Below are 22,885 nucleotides of genomic sequence, written 5' to 3' on the forward strand. Positions count from 1 at the left end.
GCGGGCAGACGAACGGCGCTGAAGCGTACGGCAAAATCGTGTGGACCCGACGCCTCGACGCTGGCGTCAAGTCTGTCGGAGGTGCGGTAGGCCCGACCGGGCCGAGGCGCCGGTTTCCGCCAGGCGACGGAGACTAGACAGGCAGCTTCTCCGGGGTGAGCGCGAGATAAGACGTAAAGCCATTGCTAAGGGAAGGCCGGAGTGTTTCCGCTGAACCTGTATGCTCATGTGCGTTTGTTTTGTGCGAGTTTGCACATGAGACCGCGGGTTCAGCGCGCACCCGGTCTTCCCTGCGCCCTCTATCGAGAGGGCACGGAAACTGAAAGCAACCTCGGGCGGGACGCGCCGCGAGATCGTGAAACCGTGTCTGTCAACTTTTCCGAACAACAACGCCGGTTTGAAGCCTCGCGAGAAAACAAACGATGTGGCGTTCCTGCTTTCCGGACAATTTACCGACTCCTTGAAGCAATTTTTCTCGATAATTCCGAGCTTCGGTGTCAGGGCTGTTTAAACCCTTGGGCTACAGGATATGCAATTCAAGGCGCGAACAATTGCGCGCACTCGGCCAGGGAAATCAGCACCGAGGAAACCCATGTATGTCGTAGCCGCCGTACTGGCGATCTTGTCCGCCCTGTTTTATGCCGCAGGCAATCAGGAAATAGGCACGCTCGGCGTGGAGATGTGCCGATACGGCAGCACGTTCTGTCGCAGTCCAACTTACGTTCTGGCGGGCGCCATTCTTGCGGCGCTGTGGGGCGCATTCGTCAGCGTCCGCTGAGGATGGTCAGGCCTGCGGAAAGCCGGAAACCCGGGGTGACGCAGCGCGGGTGACAAAAACCGGCTTGATTGATTGCCCGGTTTTTGCTGAGATGACGGGATTGAGGTGGGCAATGAAGTGGCTGATGGAGCGCGATCAATTAATCGCGCAAACGATGGCATTTGTGGAGTCTGTAACCGGTAAGAAGCCGGCGGCGGACACGCAGCCCGAATCCCCCTCTTCGCCCGTAGTCGAGTTTGAACGGCTCGAATCGCCGGTTGAAGTTGCGGAAGCGCCGCGCCAGTTACCCGTTGCCCGCAGTGCCATTCGCGAAGAAATTGAAGGCAGGGTGGCGGCTTTTCGCGCCCATCAGCAGCGCTTCGATCGGGAACGCGACAAGCATTTCAATTCGGTACTGACGGGAATTCGCTCTGCGATCACGGACCGTTCCGGGGCGCCAACGCCGTAAAGTCCAAGCCGTGCCCGCCGTCGCGCCCGGTGCCCCTGGTGGACAGCACAGGCGCCATGGCGACTATGAGGAGTTTACCGATCCACTTCATCGCTGGTGTATTCCTCAGGCACCTGCCCAAACCGCCGCAACACAAGCCTGCAGTCGAATTTTCCTCGTTCGAAATCGCTGGTGCGGCTGAACGCTACGGCGCCGGCGTGACCGAACAGCTTCCACTGCCCCTGCGCCGTTTGGACCGCGAGCGCCGGACTTGCGCAGTCAACGGCTTCACCGGGGACCAGCGCACCGTCGACGAGATCGAAAGTCAATGCAAAGAACTGGATTATTTCGGCCATGAATGCCCGCTTTGCGGCGATGAATCGCGCGCAGAATTTTGCGGTCAGAACTTGCCTTTCGACGCATCGCTGGCAGCCGACATAACCCCGCCAGTGATCTGTCTCATATGCTCGCCGGCGTTGGTGAACTGGCTCCTCAGGAATTCCGATTGAATTCGCATGGCCTCCTGGAGATCGGTCGCCTGAACCAGCTTCCGCGCATGATCGAACGCAGCCTTCATGTTCTGTTCAGTGAACGATAGCGCTTGCCTGGACATCTCCGTTCCCGGACTGGGGACGGACGCCATGGACTTGCCGGCAGCATCGAAAAACATCCCGAAGGCCTTCTCCGCCTGGTCGATGGTTTTTTCGGCCAATTCGCGCAATTCAGCAGGGACTTCCAGTTTCGGTTCGATCATTTCGCCATCCTCCGGTTCAGGCGGAGAATTATCACATTTCCGCAGCGGCGTCTTTGTAGAGTTTGCCCTGACCGAGATCGACCTCTTGGACTTGCCGGCTCCTGGACCTAACGGATGGTCCGCCCTGCGGAGCCGATCGGCCGGTCAATCGATTTCACGCCTTGACGACAAGACGACCTGTCCCGACGCCGGCGGGGGGCATGGACTTCAGCGACGAACTGCATCCGTCTGGCTGGCCTGCTGCGCCCGCGCCTTGTCCCGGGGCTGCTCCTGCCCCCGCTCGTCGCGGACGATACCTTGATCCTTTGGGCCGGCCGGGGGCAGCGCGGGCTTCGGCATGCCTTTCTGGCCGCCATGCTTGCCTCCCTGATCCTGCACACCTTCGAGATCGTTTTCCACGGGCATTGCGATCAGACCTTTTCCGGAGGAGCGTTTTCAGCGTTTCAGATCAGTCAACGCGGCTCGATGCCGCCAAGTTCCACAGTAACGCGCAAAGAAACCCGCCCGCCGAGGTGGCATCTGGCGGGTTTCGTTTGCAGATCACCGTCCGGATGCCTGGGCAATGGGCTCGAGTCTGCAAGCGACTTTCCACATTGCAGCGAGACCTAGTGCCGCCGTCAGTAACGATAGGGCTCGATATCCAGCAGCGGAAACGCGCTCAACACATGGGGCAGATTGGTCGGCGTCGCCTGGTGCACATAGGACTTGTTGAGTTCAGCAAAACTCGTCACGCCGAGCAACCCCAGGCACCGCATCACCTCGTCCTCGAGCAGTTCCAGCATGCGCACGACTCCGGCCTCGCCGGCAGCCGCAAGCGCCCAGCATTGCAGGCGGCCGATGCCAACGAGATCGGCGCCCATCGCGATCGCCTTGACGATGTCGGTACCGCGGCAGAACGATCCGTCGACCATGATTTTGGCCCGGCCGGCGACCGCAGCGACGATCTCGGGCAGTACCTGCATGGCGCCGCGGCCGTGGTCGAGCTGACGTCCGCCATGGTTCGACACATAGATCCACTCGACTCCGTGGTCGAGCGCGATGGCCGCATCTTCCGCGGTCGCGATCCCCTTGATCGCCAGCGGAATCCTGAATTTGTCCTTGATCAGTTCCACGGTGCGCCAATCCAGTCCCTTCTGGAAGTCTCCCCCGGTGGCGCGAACCCGGCTGGCGCGGACGTAGCGCTTGGCGATATCGCGTTCGCGCCGGCTGTAATGCGCGGTATCCACGGTCAGACAGAACGCCGCATATCCGCGTTCGATCGCCCGACTGACACAATCCTCGACGAAAGCGTCGCCGCCGCGAACGTAGAGCTGATACATGCGCAGGGCATTCGGCGCAGCTTCGGCAACCTCCTCGAGGCCAGGTTCGGACACCGAACTCAACATATGCGCGGCGCCGAATGAACCGGCCGCGCGCGCAACCGCTGCGCCGGCGCCGGGATCAAAGGTCTCCAGCGCGCCGACCGGCGCCAGCACGACCGGCAATCGCAACTTGCGGCCGAACAACTCGACGGAGGCGTCGACCTTGGTGACATTGCGCAATACACGCGGACGAAATGCAATCTCGTCGAGCGCCATGCGGTTGCGGCGCATGGTGGTTTCGGTCTCGGCCGCCCCGACAATATAGTCCCAGGCATTCTGGTTGAGATTCGACCGTGCTTTGCGGATAAACTCGTGAAGGTTCTGGTACTCTTCGCCGCTCGCGCCCAGTTCGGCGGCCATCGGCTGGATCGGCGTCCCGTCATTCATGCAGTTTCGCTCCCCGTTTTCGGGGACAATAGCCGCTGCAGACGGACTGGGAAAGCTTCCTGCCCAACGGGCTGAATGCGCTCTGTCTCCCGCCCCTCGTTAAACAACCGAAGTCGGACAAATACAACTAAAGGATGTGTGTTGTCACCGCTGGTCTATTCGAAGGCGCAACAACAGGCCAACCCCGTCATCGGCTGGCGATATGCACCGGCGCGGGGAAAAAAATTCCGGCCCCGGAAACCTGCGATGCGATCAGAAAGGCGGCCATGACGGCCGGGACGCTGATGAACCTCAAGAATTGATCCACGGAAAGCATCGTTGTCGTCCCCCAGACAGAAAGCCGGCTACAGCCACGGCTTCAATTCGTGCCCTGAATCGCCAGATCAGCTATCAGAATCTGATCGGTGTAGGCCGCCCCGGAGATCGTGAGCAGCGCAAGAATCGAAATGACGGCCAACGTTTTCATGGCGACATCGTCTTTCTCGATTGTGGCCAAAAATGTCACAGGTTGGTGCGTTTTCGGGACGAGCTCCGGGAAATCTCGTGGCTGCCGCGACAAATCTCTTCTTAGCCCGAAAAACGGCTCCGATATTCGGAAGGCGATATGCCGAGGTGGCGAATGAACGCCCGGCGCATCCTTTCGTCATCGCCGAAGCCCGCCCGCCTCGCCACATCGACCACGCCGCGAATTTCGCTGCTTTCCAGCAGCAGCCGCGCGGTCTCCACGCGCAGAGCCTCCACCCCGCTTGCCGGTGTCATTCCGGTGCGGCTGACATAGGCGCGGGCGAAGGTCCGAGGAGTCATGCCGGCTTTTTCGGCAAGCGTTTCAACTTTAAGGTCGCCGGCGATATTTTCAATGATCCAGGCGTGGAGCGCGCTGAAACGCCCCTCGACGTCGGAAGCCTGTGCCGCCAGCACTGTTGAGAATTGGCTTTGGCCGCCCGGGCGCTTCAGAAACACCACCAGCCTGCGCGCAATGTCGAGCGCAGTGGTATGGCCGAAATCCTCCTCGATCATAGCAAGCGCCAGATCGATGCCGGCGCTGACGCCGGCCGACGTCCAGACCTGACCGTCCTTGACGAAGATCGCGTTCGGCTCGACGCGGATTTTTGAAAAAGCATCCGCCAGTCTCGGACAGTAGCGCCAATGCGTGGCGGCGCGTTTGCCGTCCAGCGCGCCGGTCCAGGCCAGCGCGAATGCTCCGAGACAGACGGACGCCACGCGCCTGGCCCTGGGCAGCACCTCCGAAATCCATTCCATCAGCACAGCGTCCTGCCGTAGCGCCCAGATACCCGGGCCGCCCGGAATTATTAGGGTATCGACCTGGTTCGGCCGAATGCCGAAAATGGGAGCGGTATCGATCATCATCCCGACGTCGGTCGGCACCAGTCCGCCTGTGGTCGAGAGGTAGGACAGCGCGTAACCCGGCCCGGGCAATTCGATAGCCTGCAATTCCGCGAACACCTGCGCCGGGCCCGAAATATCGAGCAGGGTCACACCGGGAAATGCGACGATCGCAACGCGCCTTGCGGTGGCTTTTTCGCGCGGCTCCGGCCGTCGGGATTTGGCAGATTTCGAGGGCATATTGTCCTTTAAGCCATTCCGGGCTCGCCTGTATAGCTCGCCAGATAGCTGGGGTATCGGACATGTCGCCAGAGCTGCGCCGCCAATACGGAACCATCAATTCCCCTTGGCCCGATTATGCGGTCTATAGTTTTCCGGATGCGACGCGGGTTGGTCGCGCCGAACAGCGGCCCTTGATGGATGCGATGAACAACATCATCGCCATCAACTGGCAGGCGACGGAGCCGCATTGGACGCCGGCCTCCTCCCCGTTCGACAGGAAATTCAGTCTCATTCTAGTCTACGACGCTTCCGGATTGGTGGCCTTTTCTGTCTACCGCAGGCTGCGGATCGCAGGGCGGCCGGCCGTTTATCGCAGCGGCACCGAGGTCCTTCCAATCCATCAGGGCCGCGGTCTCTACGGGTTCTTCACCACGGAAATCCTTAAGTCTTCGGGCGCCACTGACGGCGATGACGGCATCCTCTATGGATGGCGCACGCGCAATCCCATCGTGTGGGCGGCAAACGCCAGGATCTGCGCGAAAGCTACGCCCTCGCTGCTCGGCGGCGCCGAGGACACGGCGCTACAGGCGGCCGGTGTCGAGATGTGTGGCTTGCTCTATCCCGGCAAGCACCTCGAAATACCCGGCATGATCATGCGCGGCGCTTACGGCCACATCAAACATCACCGTCAGGCCTATCACGGCAAGGCGGCGCTGGTTGACGCAGCGATGCAGCTCGTCATTCCGGATTCGGCGGACGCCCTGTTCTCGGTAGGTCTTGTGAGACTCTAATGGCGCTGACGGAGCAACACGCCGCACTCGCCCCCCTCGTCCGCCCGACGGATCGCGCCTATCTGGCGTGGGCGGCGGTGGCTACCGCCTACGCGATCGCGTTCCTGCAGCGAGTGTCGCCGCAATCGGTCAGCCTCGATTTCATGGCAGACTTCTCCACCGACGCCGCCGGTGTTGCGATGCTCGCCTCGAGCTACTTCTGGGGCTACACCTTGATGCAGATTCCGGCCGGCATTCTGGTGGACCGCTTCGGCGTCAAGTGCGTTGTGCTGTGCAGCATGGCAGCGTCTTCGCTTGGAAGTGCGGCGTTCGCGCTGGCGCCCAACCTGCTCGACGTCTTTGTTGCAAGACTGATCATCGCCTGCGGCGATGCGCTGGTGTTCACCTCGCTTCTGAAGCTTGTGGCGCTCAGTTTCAAGGACGAGCGGTTCGGTATGATGTCAGGCATCTCGCAGGTGTCGGGCTATGTCGGCGGTGTACTGGCAACGACGCCGCTTGCTGCGGCGGTGACGGGATTCGGCTGGCGCGCGTGCTTTATCTTCATCGCATGCGTCGGCGTGGCCAACCTCGCCTTTGCGTCGCTCGTGCTCAAGCCGGAACCGGTGTCGAACAACCCCAAGACCTTGAAGAGCGTACTTGTCGCCACCAGGCAATCGCTAGCACGATTGGCAAACTGGGGATGCGCCATGACCTTTGCGTCCCACTTTGCCGTGGTGACGACGTTGTCGGGCGTATGGGGAATTCCGATGGTAGCGCATTTCTTCAACATCTCCCCGGCGGCCGCCAGCACCCCTTTGCTCACCTTCATGGTCGGCAATGCGATCGGCTCGATCTTCCTCGGCCATATGGCGGACCGGGCAGCCGCGGCGCTCGACACCGCGCTGATTCGTATTTGCCTGCTGAGGATGCTCCTGATCGCAATGTTGCTGCCTCCAATCGCTCATGCGCTGGGCTTTCTGTATGTCACCGTCGTGTTTTCGGTACTTGGACTGATCGCCGGCGGGACCGTGCCGCTGGTGCTCAAATGTACCAAAAAGCTCTACACCGCCGATCTCATTGGCGTCGGCGCATCGGTCAACACGACGGCTGCGGGGATTCTTGCAGGCGTTTCGCAGCCCATTATCGGGCTCGCTATGGTCGGCGCCAGCCAGCTTGCTGGGACAGGGCTTGAGTCCGGGGCCGGCTCGGTGGGCGATGCCGGCTACAGCGCCCTGATTGGAATTCTGCTGCTCATGTCGCTGCCGGGCATCGCCGGCCCGCTGCTCATGAGGAGCCAGTTGATAGTTCGTGAGCTGCATTAACGGGAGAGGGACAGAATGTCGCGATTGTATTTTAGAAAGGGCGAAGTCGCATCGAACCACGCTGTGAGCACGTGGCAAAGTGTGATGTTCTCCGAATTCGAAGCGCAGATGAGCAGTGAAGCGAGACCCTTTCCCTGCGTCTTCGGCGTCGCCGGCTACCGGCAGGACCAGTTGCGCTATCTGTTTCTCGATCCCTACGACGTTGAAGTTCTCGGCGCGCAACTCGCGTTGTTCGTGGCCGAATCCCGATCGCACGGGCCAAACACATCGCTGATCGTCTTCACCCGGCCGCGGCCTGTCCAGACATTGGATGCCTATCACCGGAAGATGTGGCATACGCTCGACCATCTGGCGCAACTGGACAAGAGTCCGTGGCCGGACACCATACCTGAACAGATCGACCATCCGATGTGGGAGTTCTCATTCGCGGGTGAACCGATCTTCGTGGTGTGCAGCACGCCCGCGCATGTGATGCGGCAAAGCCGCCGTTGCAGCGCCTTTACCCTGACATTTCAACCGCGCTGGGTATTCGAGAAGATCCTCGGAACGGAAAAGGCCGCAGCGGCGGCATTCGCCGAAGTGCGCAAGCGGCTCATTCCCTACGACAGCACCAGCCCCTCGCCGCTGCTCGGACGCTACGGCGCCACCGACGGGCGCGAGTACCAGCAATATTTCCTGGCGGACGACAACAATTCCGAGACCGGATGTCCGTTCGCAAAGCTCGCGCAGAACAAGACTTCTCCAGCCAAAGACAGGGAGCAAGCGGCATGACCCAGATCATCACTGGCACAAAGACGGAATTCTCGATCGACCCAGTCATCCTGGCATTGCTCCCCGAGCAGGGCTGCGTCGAATTGCAGCGCGATGCCGCGGGGAAGGTGCACCAATTCCACACCCATCCGGTGGATGAGATCCTGGTCATCATCAGGGGAGCCCTGAGATTCGAGTGGGATGGCGGCGAGCGCATCTGCCGCCCGGGCGACACCATCCTGCTGCCCGCCGGCACACGGCACCAATCCGAGGCGCTGGATGAGGCGATCTACGCCATCGCGATGCTTCCACCCGCCATCGAATCGGCCAGCAACTGACGCCGCGGGTACACGAGCAGGCGAGAAACGTCAGGACAATGAGGGATCGCCGCCGGGAGGGTCGGCGGCCAGCCGTTCGACCAGTTCAATGATTTCAAAGCGCTGGCTGGGCGCAAGTTTGAGGAAGGCCTTCAGCAGCCGCAGGCTTTCAATAGTTTCGCTCGATGGAGCTCCGAGCCTCTTCTGCAGCTCTGCAACAAATGTGGGATCTTTCATCTCGCACCTTCGATGAGGAACAGGAATGACATATCCAGGCAAACGTGAAGGCTTGGCCCGAAAGGTCGATACGGCAGCACAAGAGGCGGAGCGTCTCGGCTTGACTACAGCTACGTTGATACTTCGGATGGCTCGCCTGGAGATTGACCGGGCCGAACCCGACGAAGTTGAAAGTATGCCAAGGAACAACCCGCGCGGCAAGCCAAACTGAGCGCCTAAAATCCTCCCCGGCGACCAAACCGCGCCATGTCGGATCCCGGCCCGCCCGGGGTCCGGGCAGGCCCTGTTGCAGATTGCTCATGCCAGGAGCCGCGCTGGCCATGGCCCCGGTGCAATTCGCTTCTGGGGCGATGCACATGCCCGTTGGTGGCACCCCGCTCAGCCGACGTTTCGCATCGCCCCAAAAGCGCCCTTCTCCGCCAGCGCGGCGATGCGCGAATCGTCATAGCCGAGCGTCTTGCGCAGGACCTCCCTGGTGTGTTCGCCCAGCATCGGCGCCGCAACGGGATCGGCGACGGGCGTCAGACCCAGGCTTATCGGCTGCTCGATATGGGGGACCGAGCCCGCAGCCCGGTGCGGGATCTGGCTGATGCGATGGCGTTCGCGCACTTCCGGCGAATTGAAGGCTTCCTCCACGGTGCGGAGGTAGCCGACCGGAATATTGGCCGACTTCATCTTCGTCACCCAACTTTCCCGGCTGTCTCCGGCAAAGATTCCGTCGAGAATCAAGCGCAATTTGTCCTTGTTGGCCGTTCGCAAGCGCCGGTCGGCGAATTCACCGCTGGCAAGATCGGGGCGGCCTAGCACGTCGATGACGAGGCGCCGATACAACCGGTCATTGGCGCAGGCGATATAAAACGGCGCGTCGGCGGCATCGTAGAGGCCGACCGAGGGGGACCCGTTAGGCGAATTGCCTTGGCGGCCGAAATTTTCGCCGGTCATCAGATGGGCCATACCGTAGAATCCCGTCATCCCCAAGGCCACATCGAACAACGCCACCTCGACCTGCTGACCGCGGCCGAGCCGATGGCGGGCCATCAGCGCCAGCAGGATCGCATTGCAGGCCGACATGCCCGTCACCATGTCGATCGCGGGCGGTCCGGTTCGCACCGGCGGCCCATCGGGAAAGCCGTTCAGCGACATGAAACCACTCTCAGCCTGCGTGATAGGATCAAATCCGGGGCGGGATGCAAACGGTCCCTGGCGGCCATAGGCCGAGATCGAGCAATAAACCAGCCGGGGATTGGCCGGAGCTACCGACGCATAGTCGAGGCCATATTTCTTCATCACGCTGGCGGAGAAATTTTCCACCACCACATCGGCCCGCGCGATCAGTTCGCGCGCGACCTCGCAGGCCGCCGGGTTGGTGAAATCAAGAACGATGCCGCGTTTGTTGCGATTCAAGCTGATAAAGGCGGCACTTTCTCCCGCGAGATCGGCATGTTCATAGCTCCGTGTATCGTCGCCACCGTCCGGGTTCTCGATCTTGATGACCTCGGCACCGAAATCCGCAAGCGTCTGTGTGCAGGCCGGCCCGGCGACGACACGGGTGAAATCAACCACCAGAATCCCATCAAGTGCGGTCGGCATGTCCTTCGCGCGCGGCGGGCGATCCGGTAATTGCGGTCTGGCGGTCATTCGGTCTGTCCTGGATGAGTTCGAAGGGTCGGCGATTGATAGCCCGGGCGCACATGTATGCGCAATCAACCCTGGCGCATGGATGCCCCGCTCCGGCAGTTCCGCGACAAACCCCTTGATGGCGCCAACGGGTCCCGCGGGACTCCCGCTACTTCAGCATATCAGGAACGATCAGGCGCGGCAGGAACAGCGACACGTCCGGCCAGATGATCAGTGCCGCCAGCACGAGCAGCATCGGTATGAGCATGATCATCGTGTCCTTGAGCGCATAGCGCACTCGCACACCGGCGATCGAGCACGCAATCAGCAGACACAGGCCGTATGGCGGCGTCACCAGTCCGAATCCCAATGAAACGATCGAGATAATCGCGAATTGCACCGGGTGCAGGTCGATCGATCTCGCCAACGGCTCCAGCACGGTGCCGACGATCACGATCGCCGGAATGGCATCGAGGAAGCAGCCGACGATCAGGAAGCAGAAGGAGATGAAGAAGCCCGCCGCGATCGGCCCCATGCCCCAGGTGGAGACATTCTCCAGCAGCGCCTGCGGAATCTTGTAATAGGCCAGCAACCAGCCGAACGCGCTCGCAGTGCCGATGCAGAACAGCGCGACTCCGGCCAACCGTCCGGTATCGAGCAACGCCTTGTAAAGTTGCCTGGCGCCGGTTTCCCGGTAAAAGAAGGTCGACAGCGCCACGGAATAGAGGACCGCCACACACGCGGACTCGGTCGCCGTGAACCAGCCGAGCAGGATGCCGCCAACGATGATGAACGGCGTTATGAGTGCCGGAATCGAGCGCCACACCGAGCGCCACATCTCGATCCAGGTGGATTTCGGATAGGTCGGATAGCCACGGCGCACGGCATACATATGCACGGTAGCTACCTGCGCACCTGCGATCAGCAATCCTGGCACGATGCCGGCCAAATACATTGCGGCGATCGAGGTCGAGATCAGCCCGCCCCACACAATCATCAGGATCGAAGGCGGGATGATAACTGCAAGAACCGCCGAGACCGCGGTAATGGCGACCGAGAATGAGAGGTCATACCCCTCCTTGGTCTGGGCTTCGATAAAGATCTTCGATTGGCTCGCCGCATCGGCCGTCGAGGAACCCGAGATGCCGGCGAAAAACACCGACAGCACCACGTTGATCTGCGCCAGCGATCCCGGCCAATGCCCGACCATCGAGCGCGAAAGCGCCACCAAGCGATCGGTGATGCCGCCGATACTCATCAAGTTCGCAGTCAGCAGAAAGAACGGAACCGACAGAAGGATGAAGGAATTGTAGGCGTTGAAGGTTTCCTGCGCGAGCATCATCATCGACAGCCGCGGCTCGATCAGCAGTATCGGCAGGCATGCGAGCCCGAGCGCGAACGCGACCGGCACGCGCAGGACGAGCAGCGTTACGAAGGTACCGAACAGAACCATCGCCGCCTGCCCGGCAGAAAGAACACTGCCGCTCATGGTTCGACCCCGAACAGGATCCGCGCTTCATCGAGAATCTGTTCACCCGCGAACGCGATCCATGAGAAGCCCGCTACCGGCCACGCGACGTGGATCACCCAGAGCGGTAGATCGGCCAATTCGGACGTTCGATTCCAAGCAAACCGCGTGAACTCGATGCCCGCCCATACGAACACCAGCGCCAGCGCCAGGATGCCGAGGCGCGACAAGATTCGTACCGCGGCCTCCGAACGCCGCGACAAATCCGGCCAAACATCGACTTCGAAATGCTGGGCTTCCCTGACGCCGACCATTGCCCCGATCATGATGGTCCATACGAACAGGAACCGAGCCATCTCCTCGGTCCAGATGTATGACGGGATGAAGGGGGTGTAGCGCGAGATGATCTGCAGTGTTACGGGAATGACGAGGATGCCGACGCAGGCCGCCAGCAGGATTTCCAGCAATTTGGCATACCCGGCCGTCACGCGTCGCCATAGCGACGGGTTGGATCGCATCGGCATTTCGGTCATTGGCCCCCGCGCGGTCACAGTCGTCAAGCGGGGCAAGCCGCGTGGCTTGCCCCGAATCTGGGTTCAGCGATTTCCGGCTCAGGCGACGTTGATCTTTTCGAAGATGGCTTCGGCGCCGATTTCCTTGGCGTAGCCCGCCATCACAGGATCGGTAAGCTTCTTCATGGCGTCGCGTTCCTCGAACGGAACCCGCTTGAGTTTGCCAGCTTTCTCCAGGGCATCGAGCTTGGTGACCTCTTCGCTCGACTCAAGCTGCCGGCCGAAATCACCGGCCTCCTTGCCCGCCTTCATGATGGCGTCCTGCAATTCCCTGGGCAAGGTCTTAAGCGTCTTCACTGAGAAGCAGATCGGACGGATCGATACCGCGTGCTGAGTGAGATTGAGATGCGGCGCGACTTCGTAAAACTTCATCGCCTCGACCCCGGCCGCCTCGTTTTCGCCCGCCGAGATCACGCCGTTCTGAATGGCGTTGTAGACCTCATTGTAGGCAATGACCGTCGGAGCCATCCCGGCGGCCGCGAACGTCTTCGACCAGATCGGCGCACCCTGCACGCGGACCTTGAGGCCTTTGATATCGGCCAGGTTCCTGAGCGGCTTGTTGGCAAAGATGTTTCGGATGCCGCCGCCGGCATAACCGATCAGAACCACCTCGGCTTTGCCGGCGACCTCATCGGCGATCGGCGCCAGGATGTTCGCTGCTACGACCTTGTTCATGTGCTCGATGCCCTTGAACACAAACGGAGCATCAATGAAGGGCGCCGCCTTGGCGAAGGTTGACATGTGTGCCGGCGAGACGATGCCGTAGTCGACCGCCTTGCCTTGCGACATGTACTCAAAATACTGCTTCTCGAGACCGAGCGAAGAGTTCTTGTGCAGTGTAAAATTGACCGGCTTGCCGTAATATTTCTTCACCAGTTCTTCGAACCGGACCAGCGCCTTGGTGAAGGCGTGATCGTCGTTGAATTGCACGGCACCGTTCAACGTAACGGGCGTCTGCGCCTTCAGAATCGAAGGTATGCCGAGCACGCCGGCGGCGGCAGTTGCACCAAGCCCGGCAAGTACTGTTCTGCGCTTCATAGGCTTCCCTCCCGTGATGCCCATCCCCTTTTCGTCGGGATTTTGGCGTTCGCAACTGACGACAGTCGCTTTGCAGCATGCCTGCAAACGCCCAGCGTATGCAAGAGAGGGCCGCGATGGAAGATATTTTTGGCGCGGTTTCCGGAAAGGAATTTTTCGTTGATCGAAAGGAACGCGCTCGGCGAACTCATGTAGGCGTGAGGTTTCGCGAAGTTGCGGTGCACACTCGACTAGCGCCGCTCCGTCGCAAATCCGTAGATTACCGCCAGCCGGTCGAGACATTCTCGAAACCTGCGTGCGAAATAGTCATTCCAGCGCTGGGCACGCAAGCCGCGCCGCTCTCCGGCCTGGTCCATCGTCATGCCCAGGACCAGAACCTCATGCACCAGCGCCGAGCCGTCGGCACCGAGTTCACGCCGCGCCCGATTCAGCCGCAGCACCGCCTTGCGCTGGCCTTCGGTAATAGGCTGCCGCATCTGCCCGCCATCGACATACTGCCTGGTCGGATCGACCGCCTGGGGTCCGCGCTCGGCCTTTTCCCAGTCGGCCTGAAAGGCTCGCCCGCCCTGGTATTGCGCCTCGTCGACATGGCGATGCGAATGCATGCGGCCCAACGGATCGTTGCGGATCGAGCGTAGGGTGACGATCTTGTCGCCCGGCTCCATGCAGAGCGGATCGTCCACCTCGACCGCCGCCACTTCCGCGTTGCGCGGCAGATCCCGCGATCGCCGGTCATGCACCTTCACTGGATCGTGCGGCTTTCTGCGTTTGGTCCGTACCATGCTTCCCTTCTCCATCGGTAAGATTTACCCTGCTGTAACGGTTACGAGCTGCTACGAGCTGCCTTGCCAGGCCACGAAATCATTTCATGCCGCCGAGACCAGCCGCAGGGCCACCTGGATGGCCGCCCGTTCCGAAGGCGTACCGGGGCCGCGGGTCAGGTTGAAATGCCCGAGGCAGTAGCTAGAGCCCTCACGCTGCAGATGGCCGCAGAAGGTGATGGCTTCGCCGTCGGCGTCGCCACCATACGGATACCGGCAGTCACCGGCTTCCAGCTCGATCAAATGCAAATGGCGCGGCACGATCTGGATGCAGCGGAGTTTTACGCGCTCCGGTCGTTCGGAAATCGGCTGCTCCGGCTTCGCTTCGGCCGCGCGCTCGACGGTCTTGCGAATCTGTGGCGCACTGAGCTGTTGCGGCGCCTTGGACAACCTCTTCGGCCGGTCCAGGGCCGCGAGTCCCATCCGCTTCGCGCGGCCGATGGTGGCGTTGCGGGAGTAGGTGGTGTCGTACAGGGCGTTGATCGCATTGGCGGAATCGGCGAAGGACATGCCGTTGGCAAGGCATTCCCGCAACGCGTCGCAATGTTCGGGGGGCCAGTTGATCTGCATGGTTTCGTTCTCCCCGGGACTTGATGCGACAGGCGAGATATCGCCAGTGGCCATGGCATAATTTCCGATATACCGAATTTGATGTCAAGCTTTATTTCTGATAATCGCAATTGATATATTTCCGAAATTCGGAAAGGATGCAGGCATACTGGATGAAAAGGAGTGCGATATGCTGGATGTCGGTCTGATCGAGCGGGCGTTGGAAAAGTCGGGGAAGACCAAGGGTGGCTTGGCAGCGGCAATGGGCGTTCGCCCGGGGGCCGTCTCGGAGATCCTTTCCGGGATTCGGCTAATCAAGGCGTCGGAAATCCCCCTCATCATCGACTATTTGAACCTGAACTCGGTACCGATCATGGGCCGGGTCTGCGCCGGCGCCGTGATCGAGCCGGAACACGAGCAGGTGCCGCCGGAAGGCCTCGGCGAGGTCGAGCTGCCCTTCCCGATCGCGGAGGAAACCATCGCTTTCGAGGTGTCCGGCGATTCCATGCTGCCGAAATACGAAAACGGAGACATTATCGTGGTTTTCAAGGAGCAACGGCATCCGGTCTCGAGCTTTTTCGGCGAAGAAGCGGTGGTGCGGCTGAAGACCGGCGAGCGCTACCTGAAAACCATCGAGCGCGGAAAATCTGCCTCCCAGGTCAATCTCACCAGTTTCAACTCCAAGGCGATCAACGGGGTGAAGCTGGAATGGATCGGCGAGATCTACGTTACCCTGCCAAGGGGCCAGATCGAGCGGCTACGGGCCAAGGCCGCCGCCCGGGCGCGCAAGGCGGCAAAGGCCCATGCGGGACGCGCGCACGACAAATGATGGAACCGGCCGCGGTGACGCCCCGCCGAGCGATTCGCGCCGTCGGCGGGTTGGACGCGTCAAATCTGGTCTTATTTTTGATTTTCGGAATCTTTAGCTTGACGAATTGCTGATTTACAGAAATATTGGAGCCGGCTGGCCAAATCCCTCTTGCGCTGGCCGGCACGAGACGCGAGGCGCCATGCAGTATTTCGTCGTGATGATCGATTATGGACGACGCGGACGCGAGGCGATAGTCGATCCTGAAATCACGCGTCGCGAAGTCATTTCGCGCGTGACAACCGGCGAATACACCAACATCAGCTTCATTCACGAAATTGCCGACTCGTCGGTCGAGGATATCACAGCGGAAATTCTCGCCGAGGCGACCGTTCCCGAACTCCCGATGGATGACGGCGATCCGCAGGCGAGCCGTTTCGATCACGCCCGCGATCTCAGGAAGCAAGAGCCGGTGTAATCGACGTCACGGATATTGGTTGAGTACGAGAGTGCCGGCGGCAATGGCCACCAGGACTGCGCGACTGCGTTCAGCCTTGGGACGCCGGGGGCGGAACCCCGGCGGCGGTTTCCCAAGGCAGCCGCCGCAGGATTCGGGTGAATTTTCCGTCTCGGCCATCTACGCTAGAGTTAAGGCAACCGAGGATCCAGCCTATGCACGTGCCTGCCGGCATCAGGACGTCCGCCCGATTTCCGATCCCAACCCAGATGAAGTCCTGGGTTTTCCGCGAACCGGATGAGGTCTTCCTGCGCGTCAAGCCCACACCGGTTCCGGAGCGAGCGGAAGTTCTGGTCCGTATCGACGCCCTCCCCATCTGCGCCACCGATATCGAGATCATCCACGGCGGATCGCCGGCGAGTAGCCAGCGTGGCCTGCCCTCCAACAAGAATTTCACGACCCGTCATGAATATAGAGGTACGGTCATGCGTCAGGCAACGATACTCAACGGCGTTGCGGCGGAATGAAGCTGTCACCTGCCGAACGAGACGAACTGCTGAAAGGCTTCGCCCGCGCCCTGTTCAAGAGCGACATGGAGGCCCTCTACAGAATCGTCACGCCCGATTTCGTCTGGAGCTTCCATGACGGCCTCGTCACCACCAAAATCCTCAGCGGCCCCGCGGCGATTGGCGAGCATCTGGCCGAGCAGAAGGCGCTGTTCTCAGAGCAACGGTTCCACGAGGTAGCCCACCATCATGCCTGCGAGGCGACCTTCATGACGTTCCGTGTCAGCGAGACCGTAAGGGCCGGCGGCGACCGCCGGGAGCAGCGCGGCATCGAACGCTACACCTTCAGGGATGGCATGCTCGCGAGCAAGGACGTCTATCGCAAGCCGGTCACGCCTTGATCGTTCGAAACTTTATCCTCATCGTCCTTTCAAACTCGTCCCAGCGCCGTCAGGACAAGCTGCGGCGTTAGCGGAATCTCGGTGATAACGGCGCCGAACGGCCTGAGCGCGTCGTTCACCGCGTTCGCGACTGCCGCGGCGGCCCCCGCCGTACCGGCCTCGCCAGCGCCCTTCGCGCCCAGCTCGGTTTCCGAGGTCGGCGACACCACATGGCCCACCTCGATATCGGGCATTTCACCGGACATCGGCACCAGATAATCAGCCATGCTGGCGTTGGTCAGCTGTCCCCGCTCATCGTAGATACACTTCTCGAACAGTGCCGCGCCAAACCCCTGCACCACGCCGCCCCGGATCTGCTCGTCGACCAATTGCGGATTGATGAGGGTACCGCAGTCCTCGACCACCCAATGGCGGAGAAGTTTTACAAATCCGGTGTCGGTGTCGACCTCGAGCCATGAGGCCTGCACACCGTTGGTAAAGGCAAATGGATACTCGCGCGGCACGAAGTGGCGCGTCGCCATCAGTTCGGACTGAACGCCCGGTGGCAATGTGTCAGGACGGAAGTACACGATCCGCGCGAGTTCGCGCAACTCCATGCGCGACGCGCCATCGGCCGCATTCACGATCGCGTTGTCAGCGATGTCGAGCTCGGCCGCCGAGGATTGCAGGATGGCGGCGGCGACATCGAGGATATTCCCGCGCAGTATCTTCGCCGCCTGTAGCGCGGCCTCGCCGCCGATGCCGGCCCCGCGCGAGGCCCAGGTGCCGCCGCCGTACGGCGTGTTGTCGGTATCGCCCAAAATGACGCGGACACGTTCCATCGAAACGCCGAGCACGCTGCCGACGATTTGCGCGGTGAGCGATTCCGAGCCCTGGCCCTGTTCGGTGATGCTGGTCTGGCAGATCACCGAACCCTGCGCGTCCAGCCTCACCGCAACACCGTCCTGCGAAGAAATCCTGGCGCCGCCGACGCCATAGAACGCCGCACTGGGATTGGTGACTTCGATGAAGCTCGCAATGCCTATACCACGGTGAATGCCCTTGCTTCGCAGCTCCGCCTGTTCGGCGCGCAGCGCGTCGTAATTCATCATCGTCATCAGCTTGTTCATGGCAGCATGATGCGACAGCAGTTCAAACCGCAAGCCCGACGGGGACGCGCAAGGGTAGGCATTGTCGGCAATCAGGTTGCGGCGGCGGATTTCCACCGGATCCATCCCGATCCTGGCTGCCGCCAGATCGACCAGGCCTTCCGTCACGGAGCAAGCGATCGGGTGACCGACGGCGCGATACTGGCACATGACATTCTTGTTCTGGAACACGACGCGGGCCCGCGCTCGATAATTTCTGGTCACATAGGGGCCGCCTACGAGATTGACGACCTGGTTGGCCTCGATGGCACTGGTGCGTGGATACATCGAATAAGGTCCGATGCCGGTGAGATCGTCGATCTCGAACGCCGTGATAACCCCGTCGCGCCCGACGCCGATCCGTCCCCAACAGCGATGGTCGCGGGCATGAATATCGGTGTTGAAACTTTCGACCCGGTCGGCGACGAATTTGATCGGCCGACGCAGCAATTTCGACAGGGCATAGGTCGCCATTTCGTCGGCGTAGATGTGGACCTTGATGCCGAAGGAGCCCCCGACGTCCTTGCAGACCACGCGAACCTGCAATTCTTCCAGCCCGAGATGCAGAGCCGCGATGTTCTGAACCATGTGCGGCGCCTGGGTGCCTTGGTAAATCGTGAGCCTTTCCTCGGCGGTGTTCCAGTCGGCGACGACCGAGCGCGGCTCCAGCGTCACGCCGGTGTGCCGTCCAAAGATGAAATCGGCTTCTACGACGACATCGGAGCCGGCGAACGCCGCATCGACCTCGCCGGCGTCGAGATTGCGCTCGAAGGCGAGATTGTCACCGAGCGAGGGATGGATCACAGGGGTTGCCGGATCGAGCGCGGTGCGCATGTCTGTCACCGCCTCCAGTTCCTCGTAGTCAACCCTCACGAGTTCCGCAGCGTCCTCCGCCACGGCACGACTGACGGCCACGATGGCGGCGACGGCCTCGCCCTGCCAACAAACGCGATCGATCGCGATGGCGTGCTGGGCGGCGGATTTGAGGCCTTTCAGGTGCGAGAGCACGCCGACCCACGGCGTGATGATGGCGGACAGTTCCTTGCCCGTCACGATGGCGATGACACCGGGCACACCCCTCGCCGCGACGGCATCGATGCCCCGGATATTCGCATGCGCATGAGGTGAGCGCAGAAATACCACGTGTCCCATTCGCGGCAGTTCCATGTCGCTGACATAGAGCCCGCGTCCCTGCATCAGCCGCCCGAGGTTAGGCCGCGGCACGACCTTGCCGATATATGAATTCGGCCGATCGAGTTCGGAGAGGATTTCGGGATTCGATGACGTGACGGTCATGCCGTGCGTCTCCCCCGCGCTGTGGTCTCGACCGCGTCGATAATGGCCTGGTAGCCTGTGCAGCGGCAGTAATTGCCGGAAAGGTGCTCGCGTATCTGCTCCCGGTCGGGCTCAGTCTGCTGCTTCAGCAGGTCCTGCGCCGCCATCAGCATGCCCGGGGTGCAAAAGCCGCACTGCAGGGCATTGCGGTCGCGAAAGGCGTCCTGCAGATCGGCGATCTCGCCGCTGTCGGACAATCCCTCGATGGTCTGGACGGATGCACCGTGCGTCTGCACCGCCAGCATCAGGCAGGACCGAACGATCTCCCCGTTCACCCGCACCGTACACGCGCCGCAGACCCCATGCTCGCAACCGACATGCGTTCCCGTCAGCTGCAGGTGCTCCCGCAGAAAATCCGCCAGATTGACCCGCGGCAGAACATCGGCGTCGACACGCTCGCCGTTCACCTCGAGTGAGATCGACAGGGGAACGATCACGCGCGAACCCCGGCATGAAGATCGGGCCGGCCCAGAAGCGCGGACAGGCCGCGCGCCAATAGCACCTTCGCCAGATGCCGGCGCATCGAGGCGGAGGCCTGCTGGTCATCCTGCGGGTCGAGCTCCTTGCCAAGGGCCGAGGACGCCGTTGCCAATTCTGCGGGCGTGACCGCGCGGCCGAGCAGCCCCGAGCCGACCTTGGCCAATACCGGTCGATCGCCGACGGCAAAGAAGACCAGCCGAAGATCGGTGAAGGCGCCTTCTTCCACGATCGCCTGCGCCGCCAGGCCGGCCATCGCGTAGTCGCCGCGCCGCCGGGCGAATTCATGGAAGAAATGCGCGGAATTCTTGCCTGCCATTGGCAGTTCGACCGATATTAGCAATTCCCGCGCCGACAGGTCCGTCTCGTATATCCCCGTGAAGAAGTTCTCGGCTGCAACCCGCCGTTCGCCAGCCGGCCCGCGCACGACAATGGTCGCCTTCAGCGCGACCATGCAGGCCGGCAGTTCGGAGGCGGGATCGGCATGGGCGAGGTTGCCGCCGATGGTGCCGCGGTTGCGGATCGCGGGGTGCGCGACATGGGCGATCGCTTCAGCCAAAAGCGGCGCGTGCTCGGCAATGTCTGGGGATTTCAGCAGATCGACGTGCCGGCTCAGAGCGCCGATCCTGACGACACCGCCGCTTACCGAAATGCCGCGGAGTTCGGCGAGTTCGCCGATATCGACGATCAGTTCGGGCGAGACCAGGCGCAGATTCATCGCGGGCATCAGGCTTTGGCCGCCCGAAAGCACCTTCGCCCGTTCTCCGTACGTCTCCAGCAACTGCAGCGCATTCCCGACGCTGGTCGCGCGCGCGTAGGCGAAAGCCGCGGCTTTCATTCAGACCTCCCCGGCAGCATTTGGCGCACTTTTCTTTGAATTAGACGGCGACGACCTACAAAGGTCAAGCTTGTTTATCGAACGATTATTTCTGATGACTCGACTTCCGGCCTTGTCATAATGGCATCGACGACGCACGGTTCGGTTCTCACGCGGCGCCAGAAGGAGCAGCAATGGATCTCGGATTCTTCACGATGCCGATTCATCCTCTCGACAAGGATTGGCGGTTGTCGCTGCAGGAAGACCGCGAAGCTTTCCTGCTTGCCGACGAACTGGGATTTACCGAAGCCTATGTCGGCGAACACGTCACCGACCAGGCCGAGAACATCACCTCCTGCATCGCATTCATCGCGTGGATCGCGGCCGCCACCAAAACGATCAGGCTCGGCACTGGCACCATCAATATGCCGAACACCCATCCCGCCGCCATCGCCGCCTCCCTGGCGATGCTCGACCACATGCTCGATGGCCGCCTGATTTTCGGAATAAGCCCGGGCGGCCTGCTGTCCGACGCGGAATTGTTCGGCAATCTCGATGCCGATCGCAACGCGATGTTCCTGGAATCGATCAACCAGGTGCTGGATATCTGGGCCGGCGAGGCGCCGTACAATATCGCGGGAAAATACTGGAGCATCTCGACACGAAGGACCCTGATCAGCGAGATCGGCCAGGGTATCATTGCGCGACCGTTGCAGCGGCCGCATCCGCCCATCGTCGTCACCGCTGTGGCACCGTTCTCGAAGGGCGTCACCGAGGCGGCCGCCCGCGGCTGGGATCCGATCTCGGCCAATTTCCTGATGCCGGCCTGGGTAAAGAGCCACTGGCCGAAATATGTCGAAGGCTGCGAGCGCGGCGGCCGGCCGGCCGAACCGGCGAACTGGCGCGTCGCCAAGAGCGTGTTTGTCGCCAGCGATGCGGCGACCGCAAAAGCCTACGCCACCGACCCTGACGGACCCTACGTCCATTACTACCGTTCGCTGTTCACCAAGCTGAAGAAGAACGGCCGCATCCAGCTGTTCAAGGCGCGGCGCGATCAGCCGGACGATGAAGTGACGCTGGAGATGATCTGCGACAAGCTGATCATTCATGGAACGCCTGAAAGCGTTGCGGATCAGCTGCTGGCCTTCCAGGACGAGGTCGGCCGGTTCGGCACGCTGCTCTACGCGGGAAAGGACTGGAAAGACCGCGAGCTCGGGCGCCAGTCCATGATCCTGATGGCCGAGAAGGTGATGCCGCGCGTAAATGCCAGCAGCTCCGGCCGCTCCGACGCCGCGGAATGATCGGCAGAATCCAACCTGGAGAGCGCCGTGGCTCTGACCGATCGCATCCCCTATCAGGCGCAAGTCGACCGGCCGAAACTCAGGCTGCCCGGCGGCAAGAAGCTCGCGGTATGGGTCATCCTCAATGTCGAGGAGTGGCGAATCGAGAACGCCATGCCGCGAACCGTGCTGAGCCCGCCGATGGGACAGCCGCTGTTGCCGGACGTGCCGAACTGGTCGTGGCACGAATACGGCATGCGCGCCGGCTTCTGGCGCCAGTTCAAGGCGCTGACCGACCGCAACATGCCGGTGACACTGGCGCTGAACGCCAACGTCTGCCACTCTTATCCTCGCGTCGCCTCCGCCGCGCGCGAAGCCGGCTTCGAATTCATGGGCCACGGCTTCGTTCAGGGCCCTATGCACAGGCTGGACGACCAGGCCGACACGATCAGGCGGGCGGTCGACACGATCGCAGCCTTCACCGGCAAGGCGCCACGGTCGTGGGAAAGTCCGGGCCTGACGGAAACCGACGAGACACTCGATCTGCTGCGCCTCAACGGCATCGAATATGTCGCGGACTGGGTGATCGACGATCTCCCGCAGGACATCGCGACGCCGCACGGCACCATCACCAGCATTCCCTACTCGGTGGAGACCAACGACATCGTCATCCACGCGTTGCAGCATCTGACTTCCGAGCAATTCCTGCAGCGCTGCACCGACCAGTTCGATCGCCTGTACCTCGAGGGTGCCGACAACGCGCGGGTCATGGCGATCTCCGTTCACCCCTACATCACCGGTGTTCCACATCGCATCAAGTATCTCGAAGCGCTGCTCGATTATGTCATCGGCCATGACGGCGTCGCCCTGATGACCGCCAGCGAGATCGGCGACTGGTATCGGGCCGCTATGTCGAAACCATAATCGAACCGCGAGCCGCCAT

At 61.5% G+C, this 22,885-nt stretch carries 27 protein-coding genes; 12 read left to right on the forward strand and 15 right to left on the reverse strand.

All coding sequences use genetic code 11. The features are described 5' to 3' along the window. Positions 1–592: 592 nt before the first annotated feature. Positions 593–778: a hypothetical protein gene (locus Q8R73_RS16290; RefSeq protein ID WP_305720581.1), complete on the forward strand. Its 186-nt coding sequence runs from the start codon at positions 593–595 to the stop codon at positions 776–778. 49 nt (positions 779–827) lie between these two features. Next, positions 828–1,226, forward strand: a complete 399-nt coding sequence (locus Q8R73_RS16295) for a hypothetical protein (RefSeq protein ID WP_371126112.1) — start codon at positions 828–830, stop codon at positions 1,224–1,226. 74 nt (positions 1,227–1,300) lie between these two features. Here the strand turns inward: Q8R73_RS16295 and Q8R73_RS16300 are convergent, their stop codons facing one another. The 5 genes from Q8R73_RS16300 to Q8R73_RS16320 form a co-directional block, all read right to left on the reverse strand. Continuing rightward, positions 1,301–1,561, reverse strand: coding sequence for a hypothetical protein (locus Q8R73_RS16300; RefSeq protein WP_305720582.1), 261 nt, complete (start codon positions 1,559–1,561; stop codon positions 1,301–1,303). 44 nt (positions 1,562–1,605) lie between these two features. Next, positions 1,606–1,959 carry a phasin gene (locus Q8R73_RS16305; RefSeq protein ID WP_305720583.1) on the reverse strand — a complete coding sequence of 118 codons (354 nt, stop codon included), beginning with the start codon at positions 1,957–1,959 and terminating at the stop codon, positions 1,606–1,608. Between the two features lie 207 nt (positions 1,960–2,166). Beyond that, positions 2,167–2,364: a hypothetical protein gene (locus Q8R73_RS16310; RefSeq protein ID WP_305720584.1), complete on the reverse strand. Its 198-nt coding sequence runs from the start codon at positions 2,362–2,364 to the stop codon at positions 2,167–2,169. A gap of 212 nt (positions 2,365–2,576) precedes the next feature. Next, a complete protein-coding gene (locus Q8R73_RS16315) occupies positions 2,577–3,707 on the reverse strand; it encodes an alpha-hydroxy acid oxidase (protein ID WP_305720585.1) in 1,131 nt (376 codons plus the stop codon). A gap of 567 nt (positions 3,708–4,274) precedes the next feature. Next, positions 4,275–5,291: a GlxA family transcriptional regulator gene (locus tag Q8R73_RS16320; RefSeq protein ID WP_305720586.1), complete on the reverse strand. Its 1,017-nt coding sequence runs from the start codon at positions 5,289–5,291 to the stop codon at positions 4,275–4,277. Positions 5,292–5,353: 62 nt separating this feature from the next. Between Q8R73_RS16320 and Q8R73_RS16325 the strand changes: the two genes are divergently transcribed. From Q8R73_RS16325 to Q8R73_RS16340, 4 genes are read left to right on the forward strand one after another with little or no spacing between them, the layout of a single operon-like run. After that, positions 5,354–6,064 (forward strand): hypothetical protein, encoded by a 711-nt coding sequence (locus Q8R73_RS16325; RefSeq protein WP_305720587.1) that lies wholly within the window; start codon positions 5,354–5,356, stop codon positions 6,062–6,064. Then, complete coding sequence (locus tag Q8R73_RS16330) at positions 6,064–7,365, forward strand: MFS transporter (RefSeq protein ID WP_305720588.1); 1,302 nt, start codon at positions 6,064–6,066, stop codon at positions 7,363–7,365. The genes Q8R73_RS16325 and Q8R73_RS16330 overlap by 1 nt, the downstream gene beginning before the upstream one ends. A 15-nt stretch (positions 7,366–7,380) precedes the next feature. Then, positions 7,381–8,136: a YqcI/YcgG family protein gene (locus tag Q8R73_RS16335; RefSeq protein ID WP_305720589.1), complete on the forward strand. Its 756-nt coding sequence runs from the start codon at positions 7,381–7,383 to the stop codon at positions 8,134–8,136. After that, positions 8,133–8,453, forward strand: coding sequence for a cupin domain-containing protein (locus Q8R73_RS16340; RefSeq protein WP_305720590.1), 321 nt, complete (start codon positions 8,133–8,135; stop codon positions 8,451–8,453). The genes Q8R73_RS16335 and Q8R73_RS16340 overlap by 4 nt, the downstream gene beginning before the upstream one ends. A 30-nt stretch (positions 8,454–8,483) precedes the next feature. Here the strand turns inward: Q8R73_RS16340 and Q8R73_RS16345 are convergent, their stop codons facing one another. The 7 genes from Q8R73_RS16345 to Q8R73_RS16375 form a co-directional block, all read right to left on the reverse strand. Next, entirely contained in the window at positions 8,484–8,669 is a 186-nt protein-coding gene (locus Q8R73_RS16345; RefSeq protein WP_305720591.1) for a hypothetical protein, read from the reverse strand. Positions 8,670–9,047: 378 nt separating this feature from the next. Next, the gene (locus Q8R73_RS16350; RefSeq protein WP_305720592.1) at positions 9,048–10,307 is read right to left on the reverse strand and encodes a CaiB/BaiF CoA-transferase family protein; all 1,260 of its coding nucleotides are present in this window, start codon (positions 10,305–10,307) and stop codon (positions 9,048–9,050) included. Positions 10,308–10,455: 148 nt separating this feature from the next. Further along, the gene (locus Q8R73_RS16355; RefSeq protein ID WP_305720593.1) at positions 10,456–11,775 is read right to left on the reverse strand and encodes a TRAP transporter large permease; all 1,320 of its coding nucleotides are present in this window, start codon (positions 11,773–11,775) and stop codon (positions 10,456–10,458) included. Then, the gene (locus Q8R73_RS16360; protein WP_305720594.1) at positions 11,772–12,287 is read right to left on the reverse strand and encodes a TRAP transporter small permease; all 516 of its coding nucleotides are present in this window, start codon (positions 12,285–12,287) and stop codon (positions 11,772–11,774) included. Before Q8R73_RS16360 ends, Q8R73_RS16355 begins: the two co-directional genes overlap by 4 nt. A gap of 78 nt (positions 12,288–12,365) precedes the next feature. Then, entirely contained in the window at positions 12,366–13,646 is a 1,281-nt protein-coding gene (locus Q8R73_RS16365) for a TRAP transporter substrate-binding protein (RefSeq protein WP_305720595.1), read from the reverse strand. Next, positions 13,595–14,146, reverse strand: coding sequence for a DUF6456 domain-containing protein (locus Q8R73_RS16370; RefSeq protein WP_305720596.1), 552 nt, complete (start codon positions 14,144–14,146; stop codon positions 13,595–13,597). The genes Q8R73_RS16365 and Q8R73_RS16370 overlap by 52 nt, the downstream gene beginning before the upstream one ends. An 84-nt stretch (positions 14,147–14,230) precedes the next feature. Beyond that, complete coding sequence (locus Q8R73_RS16375; RefSeq protein ID WP_305720597.1) at positions 14,231–14,755, reverse strand: GcrA family cell cycle regulator; 525 nt, start codon at positions 14,753–14,755, stop codon at positions 14,231–14,233. Between the two features lie 169 nt (positions 14,756–14,924). Between Q8R73_RS16375 and Q8R73_RS16380 the strand changes: the two genes are divergently transcribed. The 4 genes from Q8R73_RS16380 to Q8R73_RS16395 all read left to right on the forward strand — a co-directional run bounded on the left by Q8R73_RS16380 (position 14,925) and on the right by Q8R73_RS16395 (position 16,906). After that, a complete protein-coding gene (locus Q8R73_RS16380; RefSeq protein WP_305720598.1) occupies positions 14,925–15,563 on the forward strand; it encodes an XRE family transcriptional regulator in 639 nt (212 codons plus the stop codon). A gap of 181 nt (positions 15,564–15,744) precedes the next feature. Beyond that, positions 15,745–16,020: a hypothetical protein gene (locus Q8R73_RS16385; RefSeq protein ID WP_305720599.1), complete on the forward strand. Its 276-nt coding sequence runs from the start codon at positions 15,745–15,747 to the stop codon at positions 16,018–16,020. A 194-nt stretch (positions 16,021–16,214) separates the two neighbouring features. Further along, positions 16,215–16,526 carry an alcohol dehydrogenase catalytic domain-containing protein gene (locus Q8R73_RS16390; protein WP_305720600.1) on the forward strand — a complete coding sequence of 104 codons (312 nt, stop codon included), beginning with the start codon at positions 16,215–16,217 and terminating at the stop codon, positions 16,524–16,526. Beyond that, positions 16,523–16,906 carry a nuclear transport factor 2 family protein gene (locus Q8R73_RS16395; RefSeq protein ID WP_305720601.1) on the forward strand — a complete coding sequence of 128 codons (384 nt, stop codon included), beginning with the start codon at positions 16,523–16,525 and terminating at the stop codon, positions 16,904–16,906. Before Q8R73_RS16390 ends, Q8R73_RS16395 begins: the two co-directional genes overlap by 4 nt. 29 nt (positions 16,907–16,935) lie before the next feature. Here Q8R73_RS16395 and Q8R73_RS16400 read toward each other — a convergent pair whose 3' ends face one another. From Q8R73_RS16400 to Q8R73_RS16410, 3 genes are read right to left on the reverse strand one after another with little or no spacing between them, the layout of a single operon-like run. After that, the gene (locus Q8R73_RS16400; RefSeq protein WP_305720602.1) at positions 16,936–19,329 is read right to left on the reverse strand and encodes a xanthine dehydrogenase family protein molybdopterin-binding subunit; all 2,394 of its coding nucleotides are present in this window, start codon (positions 19,327–19,329) and stop codon (positions 16,936–16,938) included. Then, complete coding sequence (locus Q8R73_RS16405; protein WP_305720603.1) at positions 19,326–19,805, reverse strand: (2Fe-2S)-binding protein; 480 nt, start codon at positions 19,803–19,805, stop codon at positions 19,326–19,328. Before Q8R73_RS16405 ends, Q8R73_RS16400 begins: the two co-directional genes overlap by 4 nt. Beyond that, the gene (locus Q8R73_RS16410; RefSeq protein WP_305720604.1) at positions 19,802–20,683 is read right to left on the reverse strand and encodes a xanthine dehydrogenase family protein subunit M; all 882 of its coding nucleotides are present in this window, start codon (positions 20,681–20,683) and stop codon (positions 19,802–19,804) included. The genes Q8R73_RS16405 and Q8R73_RS16410 overlap by 4 nt, the downstream gene beginning before the upstream one ends. A gap of 173 nt (positions 20,684–20,856) precedes the next feature. Between Q8R73_RS16410 and Q8R73_RS16415 the strand changes: the two genes are divergently transcribed. Continuing rightward, complete coding sequence (locus Q8R73_RS16415) at positions 20,857–21,963, forward strand: LLM class flavin-dependent oxidoreductase (protein ID WP_305720605.1); 1,107 nt, start codon at positions 20,857–20,859, stop codon at positions 21,961–21,963. 27 nt (positions 21,964–21,990) lie between these two features. Further along, complete coding sequence (locus tag Q8R73_RS16420) at positions 21,991–22,866, forward strand: polysaccharide deacetylase family protein (RefSeq protein WP_305720606.1); 876 nt, start codon at positions 21,991–21,993, stop codon at positions 22,864–22,866. Positions 22,867–22,885 lie beyond the last annotated feature (19 nt).

The organism is Bradyrhizobium sp. (assembly GCF_030697065.1).
In the GTDB taxonomy this organism is placed as follows: domain Bacteria; phylum Pseudomonadota; class Alphaproteobacteria; order Rhizobiales; family Xanthobacteraceae; genus Bradyrhizobium.

Coding starts and splice junctions, on each gene's coding strand:
- Q8R73_RS16375 (WP_305720597.1), bottom strand. CDS start 14,755: ATGCAGATCAACTGGCCCCCCGAACATTGCGACGCGTTGCGGGAATGC.
- Q8R73_RS16325 (WP_305720587.1), top strand. CDS start 5,354: ATGTCGCCAGAGCTGCGCCGCCAATACGGAACCATCAATTCCCCTTGG.
- Q8R73_RS16370 (WP_305720596.1), bottom strand. CDS start 14,146: ATGGTACGGACCAAACGCAGAAAGCCGCACGATCCAGTGAAGGTGCAT.
- Q8R73_RS16340 (WP_305720590.1), top strand. CDS start 8,133: ATGACCCAGATCATCACTGGCACAAAGACGGAATTCTCGATCGACCCA.
- Q8R73_RS16400 (WP_305720602.1), bottom strand. CDS start 19,329: ATGACCGTCACGTCATCGAATCCCGAAATCCTCTCCGAACTCGATCGG.
- Q8R73_RS16390 (WP_305720600.1), top strand. CDS start 16,215: ATGCACGTGCCTGCCGGCATCAGGACGTCCGCCCGATTTCCGATCCCA.
- Q8R73_RS16415 (WP_305720605.1), top strand. CDS start 20,857: ATGGATCTCGGATTCTTCACGATGCCGATTCATCCTCTCGACAAGGAT.
- Q8R73_RS16345 (WP_305720591.1), bottom strand. CDS start 8,669: ATGAAAGATCCCACATTTGTTGCAGAGCTGCAGAAGAGGCTCGGAGCT.
- Q8R73_RS16335 (WP_305720589.1), top strand. CDS start 7,381: ATGTCGCGATTGTATTTTAGAAAGGGCGAAGTCGCATCGAACCACGCT.
- Q8R73_RS16300 (WP_305720582.1), bottom strand. CDS start 1,561: ATGGCCGAAATAATCCAGTTCTTTGCATTGACTTTCGATCTCGTCGAC.
- Q8R73_RS16310 (WP_305720584.1), bottom strand. CDS start 2,364: ATGCCCGTGGAAAACGATCTCGAAGGTGTGCAGGATCAGGGAGGCAAG.
- Q8R73_RS16395 (WP_305720601.1), top strand. CDS start 16,523: ATGAAGCTGTCACCTGCCGAACGAGACGAACTGCTGAAAGGCTTCGCC.
- Q8R73_RS16305 (WP_305720583.1), bottom strand. CDS start 1,959: ATGATCGAACCGAAACTGGAAGTCCCTGCTGAATTGCGCGAATTGGCC.
- Q8R73_RS16365 (WP_305720595.1), bottom strand. CDS start 13,646: ATGTCTCGACCGGCTGGCGGTAATCTACGGATTTGCGACGGAGCGGCG.
- Q8R73_RS16360 (WP_305720594.1), bottom strand. CDS start 12,287: ATGACCGAAATGCCGATGCGATCCAACCCGTCGCTATGGCGACGCGTG.
- Q8R73_RS16380 (WP_305720598.1), top strand. CDS start 14,925: ATGCTGGATGTCGGTCTGATCGAGCGGGCGTTGGAAAAGTCGGGGAAG.
- Q8R73_RS16355 (WP_305720593.1), bottom strand. CDS start 11,775: ATGAGCGGCAGTGTTCTTTCTGCCGGGCAGGCGGCGATGGTTCTGTTC.
- Q8R73_RS16320 (WP_305720586.1), bottom strand. CDS start 5,291: ATGCCCTCGAAATCTGCCAAATCCCGACGGCCGGAGCCGCGCGAAAAA.
- Q8R73_RS16350 (WP_305720592.1), bottom strand. CDS start 10,307: ATGACCGCCAGACCGCAATTACCGGATCGCCCGCCGCGCGCGAAGGAC.
- Q8R73_RS16315 (WP_305720585.1), bottom strand. CDS start 3,707: ATGAATGACGGGACGCCGATCCAGCCGATGGCCGCCGAACTGGGCGCG.
- Q8R73_RS16410 (WP_305720604.1), bottom strand. CDS start 20,683: ATGAAAGCCGCGGCTTTCGCCTACGCGCGCGCGACCAGCGTCGGGAAT.
- Q8R73_RS16330 (WP_305720588.1), top strand. CDS start 6,064: ATGGCGCTGACGGAGCAACACGCCGCACTCGCCCCCCTCGTCCGCCCG.
- Q8R73_RS16385 (WP_305720599.1), top strand. CDS start 15,745: ATGCAGTATTTCGTCGTGATGATCGATTATGGACGACGCGGACGCGAG.
- Q8R73_RS16290 (WP_305720581.1), top strand. CDS start 593: ATGTATGTCGTAGCCGCCGTACTGGCGATCTTGTCCGCCCTGTTTTAT.